Origin of the sequence: Alteromonas sp. BL110 (assembly GCF_003443615.1) — a bacterium.
In the GTDB taxonomy this organism is placed as follows: Bacteria; Pseudomonadota; Gammaproteobacteria; order Enterobacterales; family Alteromonadaceae; genus Alteromonas.
In genome coordinates, this window is the sequence record NZ_CP031967.1 from 1,127,405 (window position 1) to 1,143,098 (window position 15,694).

A 15,694-nucleotide genomic window follows, 5' to 3' on the forward strand; every position below is an offset into this window, starting at 1 on the left:
GCAGTGGCTTAAGCGCTTGTAATGTTAGACGCGTATCAAATCAAGGAGTTGAATATGAGTAGTGGTTCTAAGGGTAAGCCTATTTTATTATGGGTTGCCGGTTTTTTTGTGTTGCTATTCTTGGTGTACTTTTTGTTCGCCAACACCATTATAAAATCTATTCTTGAGTCCAAATTAGGGGAGTCATACGGCGCCGAAGTCAACATTGAAGAATTCGACCACTCGCTTTTCCCAACTACCGTTACGCTAAAAGGGATCGCGCTAACCAACCCAACCAAACCAAAACATAACCAAGTTTTCGTGGGTGAAGCTAATGCGGACGTCGAATTGAAGCCGCTGCTTGATGATCAAGTTATTGTTAATAACCTAAACCTACTTAAAGTACAGTTTGATACTGAGCGTGAGTCGGAAGGTGAAGTATATCGCGTTCCAGAGCGTTCATTGTCGTTTGATGAAATTAAAGCAAAAGCTCAAGAGGCCGTGCCTACGGTTGATGAACTACTTGAACGCAACCCGCTAAAAACGACGGCTGCTATCGAAAATGCTAAGTCTGCCTACGAAACGTATGGGAAAGGCCTTAAAGATGATTATGAATCTTTGCCTGACAAAGCGCGTATTGACTACTACAAAACACAGGTCGCTCAGCTAAAAGAAACTAACTACAAAGACCCGCAGGCTCTGGTTCAGGCGAAATCTTCGTTTGATAAATTAAAAGAAGAAATGCAGGCCGACCGCGCGCTTATTAGCAGTTTCACCGAAAAAGCAAGTGATGCCAAACAAGCCTTAAGTGAAAGTGTTGAAGCACTCAAAAAAGCACCTCAGGAAGACTATGCTTTACTAAAAGGTGTTATTGCGGGTGATCAAGCCGCCCTTTCGCAGGTGACATATTTTGTATTTGGTGACAAAGCTGCGGAATACACCGAATACCTGATGGCCGCAATGCAAATAGTTATGCCGCTTATTCAGGGCGAAGAAAAAAGCGAAGCGCCTGCCGAAGTACCCTCAATTTTAGTAAAAGAAGCTAATGTCTCGGTACTATGGCAAAACGAATCTATCACTAGCAAGTGGAACAATATCACTAACGTACACGAAGTATTTGGTAATCCAACCACCTTTACTATTGAAGCAGCTGGCGACTTATTAAAGTCGTTTACCTCTAGCGGTGAATTTTGGATTGATGGCGAAGGCGTTGACGCTAGCCAAGTATGGGAGCTAGCTGGCGTGAATATGTCTGACATTTCTTTTAGCGGCAATGAAGCACTCAATGCGGTGCTTAAATCAGCGCTGATGAAAACCAATGGGTCGATGAAAGTGACTGATAACATGCTTACAGGTACAGGCGAAGTCGACCTCCAGCAACTTGTTATGGAAGCAACGGGCACCAGTGATATTACCAGCGCTATCGCTCAAGCGCTGCAAACCTTAAGTAGCCTAAACATGACCATGCTTCTCGATGGCACCCTTTCTAACCCTGGCTTTAACATTAAGTCTGATCTTGATAATAAGCTGGCTAAAGCGGCGCTTTCACAGCTTACTGCCAGCCAAAAAGACAAGCTGGATGAATTAAACAACAAACTCAACAGCATGATAAGTAACGAGCAATCATTGCTATCAGGCGAGCTTGTTGACGTAAACAGTATGCTTAGCGCAGCCCAAGGCGACAGTGCCGCCCTTCAGGAGCTGCTTCAAGCTCAACTTAACAACGTTGTTGAGCAGCAAAAAAGTAAGCTGTTTGATAAATTGAAGGGAAAATTGGGCCAAGGTGAATAATGCGCCTTTGACTCGACGCTGCTTCGCGGCATAATAAGACACAGCAGAGGCGAAGAGCCTCTGCTTTTTTTCCGCTTAACCACATTGTCAGGTGAATCTGTGTTACAAGGTAAATGGCTTCCCATTGTATTGATAGTACTGCTTGGTCTATTGCAATACAGGCTATGGTTTGGAAAAAATAGTATTCCCGATTACTTCAACCGAAAACAAGAAGTTCACTCTCAAGCCCTTCAAAATGCCAACCTCGCTCAGCGCAATGCCCTACTTAAAGCTGATATTAGCGATTTAAAAATTGGTCTAGAAGCCATTGAAGAAAGAGCCCGAAATGAACTCGGTCTGATTAAAAAGGGAGAAACCTTCTACCGTATTTTGCCCGCAGATTCTAAGTGAAGAAAATGACATCGCCCCGCGTTGTTGCGGTTATCCCCGCAGCCGGAGTTGGCAGCCGAATGAAAGCCGACCGTCCCAAACAATACCTTACCTTAAACGGTAAAACTATTCTTGAACACACCATAGACGCGTTGTTAACCCACCCATTAGTTAACGAGGTTGTGGTGGCCATTAGCCCAGGCGATGCATACTTTGATACCTATAGATTGCGGGAAAAACCAATTCACGTGGTAGATGGTGGCAAAGAACGAGCTGACAGCGTACTCAACGGCATCATGTCTTTGGGCGAGGATGATTGGGCTTTAGTGCATGATGCTGCCCGCCCGTGTATTGAAAAGAGCGATATTTCAGCGCTTATTGCCTTGATAGACAATGAGTCGGTGGCTGGTGGTATCCTGGCAACCCCCGTTAGAGATACCATGAAGCGAGTTGCGCCTAATACTGATACTAGTATTATTTCTCACACTGAGGACAGAGACGGCCTGTGGCATGCGCTAACCCCACAGCTTTTTCCCGCAATACTTTTAAAGCGAGCCCTTCAGGAAGGTTTAGCAAAAGGCGCAGCGATTACTGACGAAGCGTCGGCTATGGAGCTTGCTGGCTACAAGGTAGCTATGGTTAATGGAAGCCCAGCAAATATTAAAATTACCCACCCAGCCGACCTTCCTTTGGCAGAATTCTATCTTAAGCAAAAATTTAGCGCGCAAGGCGATAATCTACAAAGCCATAACGCGCAAGATAAAAAGGCAAACTTATAATGCGAATAGGACACGGTTTTGATGTACACAAATTTGGCGGCGACGGCCCCATCACCATAGGTGGCGTGCGCATCGACTACAAACAAGGCCTTGTGGCACATTCTGATGGCGACGTGTTGCTTCATGCACTTTGCGATGCAATGCTAGGTGCGGCAGCATTGGGGGATATCGGCAAGCATTTCCCTGATACAGACGATGCTTATGCAGGTGCAGACAGTCGCGTACTGCTGCGCCACGTAGTGAATGTAGTAAAAGAAAAAGGCTACAAATTAAGCAATGCCGATATGACGATAGTGGCCCAGGCGCCCAAAATGGCCCCGCATATTAAAGCTATGCGCGAGATCATCGCGCAAGACTGCAATGTAGCGCTTGACGACATTAATGTTAAAGCAACGACGACTGAAAAACTCGGTTACACCGGCCGCAAAGAAGGCATTGCCTCTCATGCTGTCGTGCTATTGGAAAAACTATGAAGCCCTTAAACACTGATCATTGGCAGTACTATTTCACAAAGCCTGTATCTACTGGCATCTTTAAATTCCAAGCCGACGACTTTCAAGTTGTTGAAGATTTAGGCTACACGCCCTGCGGCGAAGGCGAGCACCAGTTTGTGTTTATTGAAAAAACCAACACAAATACCGCATTTGTAGCTGAGCAACTGGCGCGCTTCGTTAACCTGCCACTGCGCCAAATTACTTATGCTGGCCGTAAAGACAAATACGCAGTAACACAACAGTGGTTTGGCATACACGCCCCCGGTAAACCAGATTTCGATTTTAGCAATTTCGAACTGGAGGGCGTTAAAGTACTCAAACAAATGCGTCACAACAAAAAGCTACGTACGGGTCAACTTAAAGGCAATCACTTTACAATTACTCTGCGTCAGGTATTACACCCAGAAGCTATTGAAGAGCGTTTGCAAGAAATTACAGAGCACGGGGTACCTAATTACTACGGCGAGCAACGCTTCGGTGTAATGCGCTTAAATGATATGGGTGAAGTACAGCGTGGCGGAAATCTGGTAATGGCCGAACGCATGGTAAATGGTGAAACCATCAGGCACCGTAACAAACGCTCTATGGCGCTTTCTGCTCTGCGCAGTTGGCTGTTCAATGAAATGCTTTCAACGCGCCTTGAAAAAGGCATATTCGACCAAGTAAACCAAGGCGATGCACTGGTGCTTTCCGGGTCAAATAGCTTTTTCATTAACGAAGGTGCTGACGGCTCGGAACAGCAACAAGATGCACAACGTCGTTTTACTGCAAAAGACGTGTGCCCATCAGCCCCGCTTTGGGGTAAAGGAGCTCTCGTTACGCAAGCTGACGCCTTAGCATTGGAGCAGTCAGTAGCAGCGCAAAATAGTGAAGTTATCGACTTTTTAAGCCAGTGCGGGTTCGAACAAGAGCGCCGAGCGATAAAAATTTGGCCTTCACAGCTTGAATGGCAGAGTAAGGGTGATACATTTACTATCTCCTTTGCGCTTCCGAGCGGCTGCTTTGCAACCTCGGTCCTTAGGGAGTGCGTGGAGACCTTATCCCCCATTAACCGGGTTTAAAAAGTTTTGATAAAAGTGTGGCGCGCAACAGATTTAACCTCGCGTAGCTGTGAATAAAAATAAAGGAAAGTACGCAACATCATGAGAGCTTCTAGAAAAGGAGACGCGTTAGCACAACTGCTTTATAACGAGGGAATACGTTCACAAGCAGTATTAAACGCCATTGCTGGTACGCCGCGGGAGAGCTTCTTGCCCGATGCGCTAAAACATAAGGCTTATCAAAATACGGCATTGCCTATAGGCCAAGGCCAGACAATTTCGCAGCCTTACATTGTTGCGAAAATGACAGAGCTATTGCTTGATAGCCCCAACAAACCTGAAAAAGTGCTGGAAATAGGCACAGGCTCCGGTTATCAAACGGCTATTCTTGCACAGCTATTTGCGAAAGTGTTTAGTGTAGAGCGTATTAAATCATTGCAGTTTCAAGCGAAGCGCCGAATGAATCAACTCGACCTTCACAATATTGCAATGAAACACGGCGATGGTTGGAAAGGCTGGGCATCAAAAGGCCCATACGATGCTATTATTGTTACCGCTGCCGCTGCGAGCCTTCCCCAAGATTTGTGCGAACAGCTAAAAGAAGGTGGGCGACTTATAATTCCCGTGGGTAACGAACAACAATCGTTACTGTGTATTGATAGGATTGAAGGGGAACTTAAAACGTCGACCATTGAATCGGTTCGATTTGTTCCCCTTGTAGCAGGAGAGCTAATGTGAAGCTTTTTGAGCCGTGTTATGACATGGCATTACGCTGGGCGAGACATCGCCACGCAACCAAATATTTAGGTGGGTTAAGCTTCTCAGAGTCAGTTTTCTTCCCCATTCCTCCTGACGTTATGCTTGCACCTATGGCCTTGTCTCAGCCTAATAAGGCATGGCAGTTTGCTCTGATTACTACCATTGCCTCTATTTTGGGTGGTATTGCGGGCTACTGGCTTGGTTACTTTGCGTTTGATGCTTGGCTAGCTCCGCTTATAGAAAGCTGGGGGTATACCCATAAAATTGAAACCGCAATGCAATGGTTTAAAGACTATGGTGTATGGGTAGTCTTCTTAGCGGGTTTCTCGCCCATCCCTTATAAGATCTTCACAGTAAGTGCAGGCTTTTTACAGATGGCATTTCTTCCCTTTATTCTTGCATCAGCGGTAGGACGTGGCGCGCGATTCTTCTTGGTCGCTGCACTTATGCGCTGGGGAGGGGCCGCAATGGAGCAAAAGCTAAGACAGTATGTAGAAGTGCTTGGGTGGGCAGTTGTCATCCTTGTAGTACTCGCCTATTTACTGCTGCGATGATATGCATAAGCCTCTTTTTTATATAGGTTTTTTGTTATATATTTGTGTACTTATCGGGGGGTGTGCAGGAAGAAAAGCACCAGCCCCTGTTGTTTTATTAAATAGCCAAGTTTCGGATGGAACCGAGGAATACACAAAAAATACCTATAAAGTACAACGAGGCGACACCCTTTACGCAGTAGCTTGGTACACCGGAAACGACTATCGCGATCTAGCAAAATACAACCAGTTATCAGCCCCTTACACCATTTTCCCTGGTCAAACTTTAAAGGTTACACCACCCTCAAATGTAGCTGCAGTCCCCATAAAATCTAAGGTTAAGACTAAACAGTCAGCAACTCCGACCACTCCAAAAGTAGACAAAAGTTTGGTTGACCGCCCATCGCCACAAGCGTATCGTGAAAGTGAAAAAGTTGTTAAGCCACAAAAAGTTACGACTGTCAAGAAGCCGTCACAAAGCGTCAAAAAACAAACGCCAACGAGCTTCCCAAGCAAAGTACAAAAGTGGGTATGGCCAGCAGAAGGTAAGTTAGTTGATACCTTCAGTAAGTCAGAGTCAGGCAACAAAGGAATTGATATTGCTGGTGCTAAAGGCAGTAAAGTTGTCGCAGCAGCAGATGGAAAAGTTGTTTACTCAGGGAGTGCCTTAAGAGGTTACGGTAAGTTAGTTATTATCAAACATACCGATACTTTCTTAAGTGCTTACGCCTACAACGACACTATTTTAGTTAAAGAACGAGAATGGGTGTCAGCGGGGCAGCAAATTGCAACCATGGGTGATAGCGGAACAAATTCGGTAAAACTTCACTTTGAAGTTAGGTATAGAGGGAAATCATTAGACCCGATGAAATACCTGCCAGTATTAAAATAATAAAAATAAATAACAATAAAAAAAGACAAAGGAGAAACGTCATAAGGTAAACCTTGTAGCAGGAGATTCATGATGGGTAAGTCAAATAAAGCCTTGGAATCAAAACCGCAAGATGACTTAGATGTCATCGATATGCCAGCTGATATGAAAGCTGACGAAACCTTAACCAACGACGCTGAACTAGAAAATGACGATGCCATTTTCAGTCAGGATGACCAACCTAAAAACCTAGATGCCACACAGCTTTATCTAGGCGAGATTGGTTTTTCACCACTGCTAACCGCAGAAGAAGAAGTTTATTTTGCGCGCCGCTCACTGAAAGGCTGCGAAGCCTCTCGCAAACGTATGATTGTTAGCAACCTTCGCCTTGTTGTTAAGATTGCTCGCCGTTATAACAACCGTGGATTAGCACTTCTCGATTTAATTGAAGAAGGTAATTTGGGTCTAATTCGTGCAGTGGAAAAGTTTGATCCTGAACGCGGATTCCGCTTTTCAACGTATGCAACCTGGTGGATTCGCCAAACTATTGAACGCGCTATTATGAATCAAACGCGTACTATTCGTTTGCCAATTCACGTAGTAAAAGAATTAAACGTTTATTTACGTGCTTCTCGTGAACTTTCACAAAAGCTTGACCATGAGCCAACTGCAGAAGAAATTGCGGCAGCACTTGATAAGCCAGTGGAAGATGTAACGAAGATGCTTCGTTTAAATGAACGTATTACCTCTGTCGATACACCTATTGGCGGAGAAAATGATAAAGCACTGCTTGATATTATTGCTGATGAGAAAGAGTTTAGCCCTGAAGAGAGCTTACAAGACTCTGATATTAAGAGTAATATTGTCACTTGGCTTGAAGAGCTAAATCCTAAGCAGCGCGAGGTACTCGCTCGCCGTTTTGGTCTTATGGGATATGAACCTTCAACTCTTGAAGATGTAGGTGCAGAGATTGGCTTAACACGCGAGCGTGTTCGTCAAATTCAAGTGGAAGCACTTCGACGCCTTCGGGATATGCTGGGTCACCAAGGTCTTTCATTAGAGAACTTGTTCGACCAAATGAAGTAGCTCCTGCTCACATTGTAGAGTAACGCTGAAATGCCAGTGTTGTGACGCTCTTAAACGAGCGTTTCAACACTGGCATTTTTTTATTTTAAACTCGAAGTAACCTAGCAACTCTTCACTAGATCTATCTATATTAGTTTCTCATGAGTGTTACAAAGGTATAAGCATGCGCATTCTTTTCATCGGCGCTATGCGCTTCTCGTGATACTTCAGTCCAGCGTGCTGCTGCTTTATAATCTGGGAACTGAGTATCCCCCTCTACCGCCAAATCAATATGTGTAAGGTACAAGGTATCCGCTCTATCTAAAAATGACTGGTAGATAGTGCCGCCACCAATAATCATTACCTCGTCATTTTTTCCACTGTCGTGACTTAGCGCTTTTGCTACTTCAAACGCTGACTCCGGCGAGTCGACCACAGTAGCGTCAGATAAGCTGTAGTCAGCATTGCTGGTAATAACAATATTTGGCCGCCCAGGAAGTGCTTTGCCAATCGACTCATAAGTTTTTCGCCCCATGATAACGGCCTTGCCCAGAGTAATAGCTTTAAAATGCTTCAAGTCAGCGGGTAAATGCCACGGCATATCATTGTCTGCGCCAATAATTCTGTCTTTTGCCATAGCAGCAATCATCGCTATTTTCATTTTTTACACCTTCAGGCTAAGTTCCAATTCTTCAAGGTGAAGTATATCAACATCAAATAGGAAATGCGCCAAACCCTTGAAGCAAACAATAACAATTATCATTTGCATGTGCTATAAAAGTATTTTAGTGTAGAGCTAGGAGGTGGCTATAATGCTTATAACTTATTTATGCCCTAAACATGCAGACTGGGTTTACAACAATCCAGAGGAAGCGCTACACGTAATGGCACGGGACGAAATGCAGGGCACTATGCTTATGCAAAGTGGCCAGTTAAGTGAAGCGATTCCCTATCTTGGTTGTGCATTTGATATCGCCGTCATATTGCTTGAAGTTGATGGTGGCGAAAACAGCGCTATGACGACTAAAATTATGAACTTGACCAGTTTGCTTGAAGATATTTATTTTCATTTGAGACTTACCCATCACAGAAATGCCATAGTAGACAGAGCCCATACTGTAATAAAAGCCTCTAACAATATTGCTAACAACATAATACCACTGCGCTTTGCGGTGTAGAAATGGTGTGCACTATACAAAAAAGCTCGCACTTTGCTTTGGCAAATGTACGAGCTTAATGTCTTGTGAGCTGATTGCTTATAACTGTTTAAATCACTAACTTTCAGAAACTTCTTCGACCAGTGCTTCTCAATGGCTGTTTCTTAGCGAGCGTTTCTCAAAGACTATTTTTCAACGACTGTTTCTCAGCGATTGTTTCTCAACGACTGTTTCTCAGCGACGATACTCAACTTCCACGTCGTAGTCGTCTTCGTCCCAGTCGTCATCATCCAGATCATCACCTAGGTCGTCTTCGAATTCATCATGAGCTTCAAGGGTATTCTTGTGGTATGTGTCCCACTTAAATTCTACTTCTTTCTTCTCTTCTTCCTCTTCTATTTCTGCAGGAAGAGTTTCAATGAAGTCCATAACGTCGTTACAGAGTGGATCTAAATTCATCTTCTGGAACGCAGAGATTTGATAAACTGGGCCATCCCACTCTAACGAGTCGATAACCTGCTGGCAGCGCTCTTCGGCTTCTTCCTCAAGCAACAAATCAACTTTGTTAAATACCAACCAGCGTGGTTTTTCTGCTAGCTTAGGGCTGTATTTTTCAAGTTCTTCTATAATTGCTTTAGCATTTTCAGCCGGATCAGTTTCATCTACAGGGAAAATATCTACCACGTGTAGCAAAATACGACAGCGCTCTAAGTGCTTTAAGAAGCGTATACCTAATCCAGCACCATCGGCGGCACCTTCAATCAAACCAGGAATGTCAGCGACAACAAAGCTACGCTGTGAATCTTGGCGAACCACACCTAGGTTAGGTACAAGTGTAGTAAACGGGTAGTCAGCCACTTTAGGTTTAGCCGCCGATACAGAGCGAATAAAGGTTGATTTACCCGCGTTTGGCATACCAAGTAAGCCCACATCTGCTAGAAGCATAAGCTCTAGCTTAAGGTTGCGAATTTCACCTGGCGTACCATTAGTTTTTTGACGTGGTGCGCGGTTAGTACTGCTTTTAAAGCGAGCATTACCTAAACCATGAAAACCGCCTTGTGCCACTTTAAGCTTTTGACCATGACGGGTTAGGTCACCTAATACTTCGCCCGTGTCGCTGTCAGTAGCACGTGTACCCACGGGTACCATCACGGTAAGATCTTGACCTTTCTTACCGATGCAATTGCTACCCTGGCCATTCTGACCGCGTTCAGCGCGATGAAAACGCTCGAAGCGATAATCGATCAATGTATTTAGGTTTTCATCGGCTTGTAAGAATACGCTGCCGCCGTCACCACCGTCGCCGCCATCCGGGCCACCTTTAGGTACGTATTTTTCCCTTCTAAAGCCAATGGTACCGTTGCCGCCGTCACCGGCTTCAACGCGAATTTCAGCTTCATCTACAAATTTCATTTATCACTCCGGGCTGTAATGCCGTGGGTTATTAACTTTTTAATGCGAATACTAAGTTTACACCAAATTGCCCATTGGCGCTTTTGTGTCTGCTTAGCATTCTAAAAAACGAGAAGTAAAACCTTGCCTAGCGCTAATTCGTTCTAGAATTTACACGCTATAAATAAGAACAGTAAAAGAAAGAAAGGTTTCACAAAACAAAAAACCCCGCAAGCGCGGGGTTTTTCTAAGCCTGTTCGGCGAGAAGCTTTCGCGCTTACTCAGCTACGATGCTTACAAATTTACGGTTCTTCGGTCCTTTAACATCGAACTGAACTTTACCGTCTTTTAGTGCAAACAACGTGTGGTCTTTACCGATACCCATGTTGTCACCAGCGTGGAAACGAGTACCACGTTGACGAACAATGATGTTACCAGCAAGAACAGATTCGCCACCAAAGCGCTTAACACCTAGGCGTTTACTCTCTGAATCACGACCGTTTTTGGTACTACCACCAGCTTTTTTGTGTGCCATGTGTTCGTGCTCCTATTATGCGTTGATACCAGTGATTTTCACTTCTGTGAACCACTGACGGTGACCCGCTTGCTTACGAGAGTGCTTACGACGACGGAACTTAACGATTTTTACTTTATCGCCACGACCGTGTGTAACAACCTCAGCAGTCACCTTACCACCAGCAACGATTGGTGTGCCGATTTTTACGTCGTCACCGTTGCTTACCATTAAAACTTTGTCAAATTCAACCGTTTCGCCTGGGGCTACTTCGATTTTTTCAAGACGAACGGTTTGGCCTTCGGCCACACGGTGTTGTTTACCGCCACTTTGGAAAACCGCGTACATAGTTAACTCCGCTCTGCGTCCACTGACGCTTCAATTCAAAAAACAGGGCGCGAATTGTACGTGAAACATCCGTAAATCACAAGCCCGATTCGCAGAAAAAATGATTATTTTTCCAACATGGGGCGAATTATGCCTCAATTGCTTATTTGATGCAGCTTCAAATACTGAGAAACTATTAAAAATCACAAATTATTTTGAGAAATCAGCAAAAAAAGTAGGATCGCTAACTATGGAAACCTGAGCTATTTCTACAGAATATTAACGAAAAGCGAGAGCAAGACTACAGCGAATTCATTAAGGCCACTAACGGTTGGACTTGCGCCGATAGTTATCCGACAAAAGTAACAAGCGATCTGATAAAAGCCATTAGCGATCCGACAAAGGGTATTAGCGATCCGACAAAGGACATTAACGGTCGCACAAATGAGATCTCGAAGAGATCGGCACTATCAGATAAAACGTAAAAGGCCGTTTCGTACGAGATTAACTGTGCCCCCAATTGCTTTTTGGACATAGCCACTACTCTTTATAGTTTTACTTTTCGATTGTATATGGGATCGCCAGTTTAGATCGTTTCCTCATCAAATAGGCTTGAGGCGGGATCCATTAATTTACGGAACTAACCACCCTCTTTAAATACTCGCCCAGTTCAGTCGTGTAACTGTTAGGTTTAGTTACCAATGGAGCGCATTACTATCCGAACGTAAAACGTAAAAAAATCTCCCTTTGAAAGGAAAAACAACTAAGAGTGCCTATAATTACACGTAAATACGTTAAGCCGTCATTTTTTAAGACAATTTGGTGGATAGTACCGATGATTAAGGTACAATCGCCAGCAACCATTGCCCAAGACGTAAGAGTAAGTATTTATTGCCATGCCTATGGATATAGATCAAATCCGCGCCCTGTCTAATGATGATATGCAGGCGGTTAACCAGCTGATCCAACAACAAGTCGATTCTGATGTTGCCCTTATTAATCAGCTTGGCTTTTATATTGTAAACAGTGGCGGCAAACGCTTACGCCCCCTACTTACCGTGTTAAGTGCGCGGGCAATGGGCATAGGTAACAACGACCATCACACCCTTGCAGCCATTGTGGAATTCATCCATACCGCGACCCTGCTGCATGACGATGTGGTTGACGAGTCGACCATGCGTAGAGGTCGAGAGACTGCGAATGCTATCTTTGGTAATCAGGCGTCTGTATTAGTAGGTGACTTTCTTTACACCCGCTCTTTCCAAATGATGGTGAGCCTTAAGCGCATGCGCGTTATGGAAATATTGTCGGAAGCTACAAACCAAATAGCAGAAGGCGAAGTGTTGCAGTTGATGAATTGTAACGATGCCAGCACTACAGAAGCCCGCTACTTTGATGTTATTTATGGTAAAACGGCCCGCCTGTTTGAAGCAGCAACACAGTTAGCGGCTGTTTTGACTGACCAGGACGAGCACATTGAACACGCCATGCAAGAATACGGCAAACACCTAGGCACTGCCTTTCAACTAGCTGACGATATTCTGGACTACATGGCAGACAGCGAAGAAATGGGCAAAAATGCGGGCGACGACTTAGCTGAAGGTAAGCCTACGCTGCCATTACTGTACGCTATGTGGCACGCAAGAAATGACGACGACAAGGCGCTTATCCAAGAAGCTATTGAACAAAGCAATGGCCTTCCACATTTAACGCGTATTCAAGGTATTATGGAAGAAACCGGCGCTTTGGACTACACACGTGAATGCGCACAAAAAGAAGTGCAAATGGCCATTGATAGCTTAAACGCTATAGAAAACTCTGAATACAAAGACGCGCTTGTTGCGCTGGCACATATTTCAATTGAGCGTACGAGCTAATTACAATAAATGGTATGAGAAGGCGTGTTGTAACCAACACGCCTTTTTTGTGGGCGACGCCTGCATAGCTTTTAAAGCGTAGGCTTCAACTTATAGATACTCAGAACCTTTTCGAAGGTCTTACAAGCCATTTCACCAGAGAACTTTCTCTGCGTTGACTCATCATCAAAACAAACGTTTAGGCTAAGGGCACTATTTATGAGCTAGCCTTCAAGCATAAAACCTACAAGCCCTACTAAGAAGCCAAGAATCCCCCCAAGCGGAGGTAGCCAGTGATTCTCCATGCGAATTTGCGGGGCGATATCTTGGAACACTGAATAAAGAATACCACCTGCAGCGAACAACATAATCCCACTCATGACCACTGGGAACTGGGCTAAATAGTAAAAGCCTAGCAAACTGAATAACGGCCCGAGTAAGGCCATCAGAACAAAGATAACAATGAGTTTATTGCTACGCTGTTTGTTTTTGGGCAGCATTTCTCTGTAGGCGTTAAAACCTTCAGGTAAATTTTGAACCGCGATCAATAGGCCTAATAGCATAGTCCCACCGCCTAATGCTGCTGTAGTACCAAGAGCGATAGATTCTGGCACAAAGTCACTCAGCATAGCGGCTAGCTGGCTGCCTGCAGTTTTCTTTTTCGCTAAATAGATATCTAGGGCCATAAAAGATAAAGCGCCACCAATAAAACATATTATGGCAGCAAATACCGATACGTCTTTTATCCCTTCGGGCACAAGTACTAAACCTACCGCAGAGATCAACGCCCCCGCACCAAGCGCTAAAATGCCATGGCGTAACTCTTTTTCTAACCACTTAGGTTGGATGCCCTGATACGTCGCTAAGATAGCGCCCGCAGGCATCGCAAGGCCAGCTACCGTTGCCATTACCAATAAACCTACAATATCGCCTTGTGACATAAAGACTCCTTTCTCGCTTTTGTCAGTACATGTTTATTTATTAATTAATTACTTCACACAGCACCATTGGTTTACAAATAATACCAGTCCGCACAGATTATTACCCACTCAGCGAGATTTAAAATGTTCGTAATCGCGGCGTGTTACCGCAGGTATAGTGGTTCTACATCAAGGTGACACAACAAAGAGTACGTACATTTTAAACTCGCCCTTCGGGAAGGTCTGGCAAGCATCCTAGCTTCATTCTGGGAATTTGAAAGGGACAGCCATTCCTACATTCCCACGCTTCGCTATGAAGCTTGCCAGCGCCTTCTGAGTGGGCAATTATCTATGCGAATTGGTATAAATATAAATTTCAGAATCTTTTTCTACGCGCTCAATAAAAAAGAGCAGCCTTGCGCTGCTCTTTGCACTCCAGAAAATAGTTTGAGCTTGCGGTTAACTATGCTCAAAAAAGCTCGATTAATTTAAATCTAGCTCTCGGGTCATATTTTCGTTCTTATCGCGATGCACAATAATATTATCTTCAATACGAATGCCGCCAAACGGCTTGTATGCATCAATAGTATCCCAGTTGATGTATTTAGAAGCTGGCGTCGCTTTCAGGTCACGAAGCAAGCTTTCAATGAAGTACAAGCCAGGTTCAATAGTAAACACCTGACGGGCTTCAACCATTCGCGTACAGCGCAAGAACGGATGGTCATCAGGCGCAGGCTTAGGCGTACCGCGATCGTCGTTTACAAGACCACCTACGTCGTGCACCTGAAGGCCCAAGAAGTGGCCAATACCGTGCGGGAAGAAGGTGCGAGTAATGCCCATTTCTACGATTTCTGGCGGCGTTAAATTTACCATGCCAGTGTCGTGGAGAATTTGTGCAATGCCATCATGGGCTAACAAATGTATATCGCTATAAGCTACACTAGGTTTCAACGAATCGACTAAAGTCAGCGTTACCTTGTCTACCGCTTGAATAAGGTCGCGAAACATCGCAGAATTCTTAACACCATCTTGCGCATAAGTACGGGTAATATCTGCCGCATAGCCATGATAATTCGCCCCCGCATCAATCAAAAACGAACGTGACTCTTTTGGCGCTACAGTATCGCACTGCATATAGTGAAGAATTGAAGCGTGTTCATTAAGTGCCACAATGCTGGTGTAAGGCACATCGTTGTCACCTTGTCGGCTTGCCGCTGCATAAGCAAGGTTAATATCAAACTCGCTTTTTCCTTCTCGGAAAGCTTGTTCAGCCGCTTTGTGCCCAGCTACCGCAAGCTTGTTAGCTTCGCGCATGCAGTCCAGCTCGTAATCGGTTTTATAAGCACGTTGATAGTGCAAATAATGCAATACACGGTCTGGGTTTACGTTATCAAAGCCTAGCGCTTTAGCGACTTCTATGTATTCGCCTACATAAGCAAAACGGCTTTTGTCATAAGGCAGGAACTTCTCTACTGCATCGGCCTGTTGAAGCAATTTAATGTCGAAGCTGTCAGTCCAGAAATCATTTGGCTCTGGCGGCACTTTATGCCAGAAGTCTTCGGGACGATAGAAAATAAGCGTAGGCTTGTCTACACCGTTCACCACCAGCCAACAGTTAGGGTTAGCAATAACTGGCACCCATGCTTTGAACTGCGGGTTTACCTTAAACGGGTAGTGATTATCGTCTAGAAAAAGGCGCTTGCCCTGCCCCGAGTGAATCACCAGTCCGTCTAGCCCTTCTCGCTGTAATGCTTCGCGGGTACGAGCTTGAAGCTCTTCGATATGCTGTTGGTAGGTTGCTTGATGTTGCGACATAGCCCCTCTTATCTTTTTAATCGTTAGGTGGAA

The 15,694-nt window shown here is 44.7% G+C and carries 17 protein-coding genes; 11 read left to right on the forward strand and 6 right to left on the reverse strand.

Going from position 1 to position 15,694, the window contains the following annotated elements:
• Nucleotides 1-54 precede the first annotated feature (54 nt).
• From D1814_RS04820 to rpoS, 9 genes are all read left to right on the forward strand, one after another.
• Nucleotides 55-1,770, forward strand: a complete 1,716-nt coding sequence (locus D1814_RS04820) for a TIGR03545 family protein (protein ID WP_118490349.1) — start codon at nt 55-57, stop codon at nt 1,768-1,770.
• Nucleotides 1,771-1,869: 99 nt separating this feature from the next.
• On the forward strand, nt 1,870-2,160 hold the full coding sequence (gene ftsB, locus D1814_RS04825) for a cell division protein FtsB (RefSeq protein ID WP_014948164.1): 291 nt from the start codon (nt 1,870-1,872) through the stop codon (nt 2,158-2,160).
• Nucleotides 2,161-2,165: 5 nt separating this feature from the next.
• Nucleotides 2,166-2,918 carry a 2-C-methyl-D-erythritol 4-phosphate cytidylyltransferase gene (ispD, locus tag D1814_RS04830; protein ID WP_118490350.1) on the forward strand — a complete coding sequence of 251 codons (753 nt, stop codon included), beginning with the start codon at nt 2,166-2,168 and terminating at the stop codon, nt 2,916-2,918.
• The gene (gene ispF, locus D1814_RS04835) at nt 2,918-3,391 is read left to right on the forward strand and encodes a 2-C-methyl-D-erythritol 2,4-cyclodiphosphate synthase (protein WP_118490351.1); all 474 of its coding nucleotides are present in this window, start codon (nt 2,918-2,920) and stop codon (nt 3,389-3,391) included. Before ispD ends, ispF begins: the two co-directional genes overlap by 1 nt.
• A complete protein-coding gene (gene truD, locus D1814_RS04840) occupies nt 3,388-4,473 on the forward strand; it encodes a tRNA pseudouridine(13) synthase TruD (protein WP_118490352.1) in 1,086 nt (361 codons plus the stop codon). Before ispF ends, truD begins: the two co-directional genes overlap by 4 nt.
• An 81-nt stretch (nt 4,474-4,554) precedes the next feature.
• Entirely contained in the window at nt 4,555-5,190 is a 636-nt protein-coding gene (locus D1814_RS04845) for a protein-L-isoaspartate(D-aspartate) O-methyltransferase (RefSeq protein WP_118490353.1), read from the forward strand.
• Entirely contained in the window at nt 5,187-5,765 is a 579-nt protein-coding gene (locus tag D1814_RS04850; RefSeq protein ID WP_118490354.1) for a YqaA family protein, read from the forward strand. Before D1814_RS04845 ends, D1814_RS04850 begins: the two co-directional genes overlap by 4 nt.
• A 1-nt stretch (nt 5,766) precedes the next feature.
• Nucleotides 5,767-6,636 carry a peptidoglycan DD-metalloendopeptidase family protein gene (locus tag D1814_RS04855; RefSeq protein ID WP_162889819.1) on the forward strand — a complete coding sequence of 290 codons (870 nt, stop codon included), beginning with the start codon at nt 5,767-5,769 and terminating at the stop codon, nt 6,634-6,636.
• Between the two features lie 72 nt (nt 6,637-6,708).
• Nucleotides 6,709-7,701, forward strand: a complete 993-nt coding sequence (gene rpoS, locus D1814_RS04860; protein ID WP_118490355.1) for an RNA polymerase sigma factor RpoS — start codon at nt 6,709-6,711, stop codon at nt 7,699-7,701.
• Nucleotides 7,702-7,831: 130 nt separating this feature from the next.
• Here the strand turns inward: rpoS and folA are convergent, their stop codons facing one another.
• Nucleotides 7,832-8,329, reverse strand: coding sequence for a type 3 dihydrofolate reductase (gene folA, locus D1814_RS04865; RefSeq protein WP_118495313.1), 498 nt, complete (start codon nt 8,327-8,329; stop codon nt 7,832-7,834).
• 163 nt (nt 8,330-8,492) lie between these two features.
• On the opposite strand from folA, the gene D1814_RS04870 reads away from it, so the two are divergent.
• A complete protein-coding gene (locus D1814_RS04870; RefSeq protein ID WP_118490356.1) occupies nt 8,493-8,858 on the forward strand; it encodes a hypothetical protein in 366 nt (121 codons plus the stop codon).
• A gap of 213 nt (nt 8,859-9,071) precedes the next feature.
• Here the strand turns inward: D1814_RS04870 and cgtA are convergent, their stop codons facing one another.
• The 3 genes from cgtA to rplU all read right to left on the reverse strand — a co-directional run bounded on the left by cgtA (nt 9,072) and on the right by rplU (nt 11,091).
• On the reverse strand, nt 9,072-10,250 hold the full coding sequence (cgtA, locus tag D1814_RS04875) for an Obg family GTPase CgtA (protein WP_118490357.1): 1,179 nt from the start codon (nt 10,248-10,250) through the stop codon (nt 9,072-9,074).
• A 256-nt stretch (nt 10,251-10,506) separates the two neighbouring features.
• On the reverse strand, nt 10,507-10,764 hold the full coding sequence (gene rpmA / locus D1814_RS04880; protein ID WP_012517170.1) for a 50S ribosomal protein L27: 258 nt from the start codon (nt 10,762-10,764) through the stop codon (nt 10,507-10,509).
• Nucleotides 10,765-10,779: 15 nt separating this feature from the next.
• Nucleotides 10,780-11,091 carry a 50S ribosomal protein L21 gene (rplU, locus tag D1814_RS04885; protein ID WP_012517169.1) on the reverse strand — a complete coding sequence of 104 codons (312 nt, stop codon included), beginning with the start codon at nt 11,089-11,091 and terminating at the stop codon, nt 10,780-10,782.
• An 881-nt stretch (nt 11,092-11,972) separates the two neighbouring features.
• Between rplU and ispB the strand changes: the two genes are divergently transcribed.
• Nucleotides 11,973-12,947 carry an octaprenyl diphosphate synthase gene (gene ispB / locus D1814_RS04895; RefSeq protein WP_118495314.1) on the forward strand — a complete coding sequence of 325 codons (975 nt, stop codon included), beginning with the start codon at nt 11,973-11,975 and terminating at the stop codon, nt 12,945-12,947.
• A gap of 203 nt (nt 12,948-13,150) precedes the next feature.
• Here ispB and D1814_RS04900 read toward each other — a convergent pair whose 3' ends face one another.
• Nucleotides 13,151-13,867 carry a ZIP family metal transporter gene (locus tag D1814_RS04900; protein WP_118490359.1) on the reverse strand — a complete coding sequence of 239 codons (717 nt, stop codon included), beginning with the start codon at nt 13,865-13,867 and terminating at the stop codon, nt 13,151-13,153.
• A 462-nt stretch (nt 13,868-14,329) separates the two neighbouring features.
• On the reverse strand, nt 14,330-15,661 hold the full coding sequence (gene pepQ / locus D1814_RS04905; RefSeq protein WP_118490360.1) for a Xaa-Pro dipeptidase: 1,332 nt from the start codon (nt 15,659-15,661) through the stop codon (nt 14,330-14,332).
• Nucleotides 15,662-15,694: the final 33 nt, after the last annotated feature.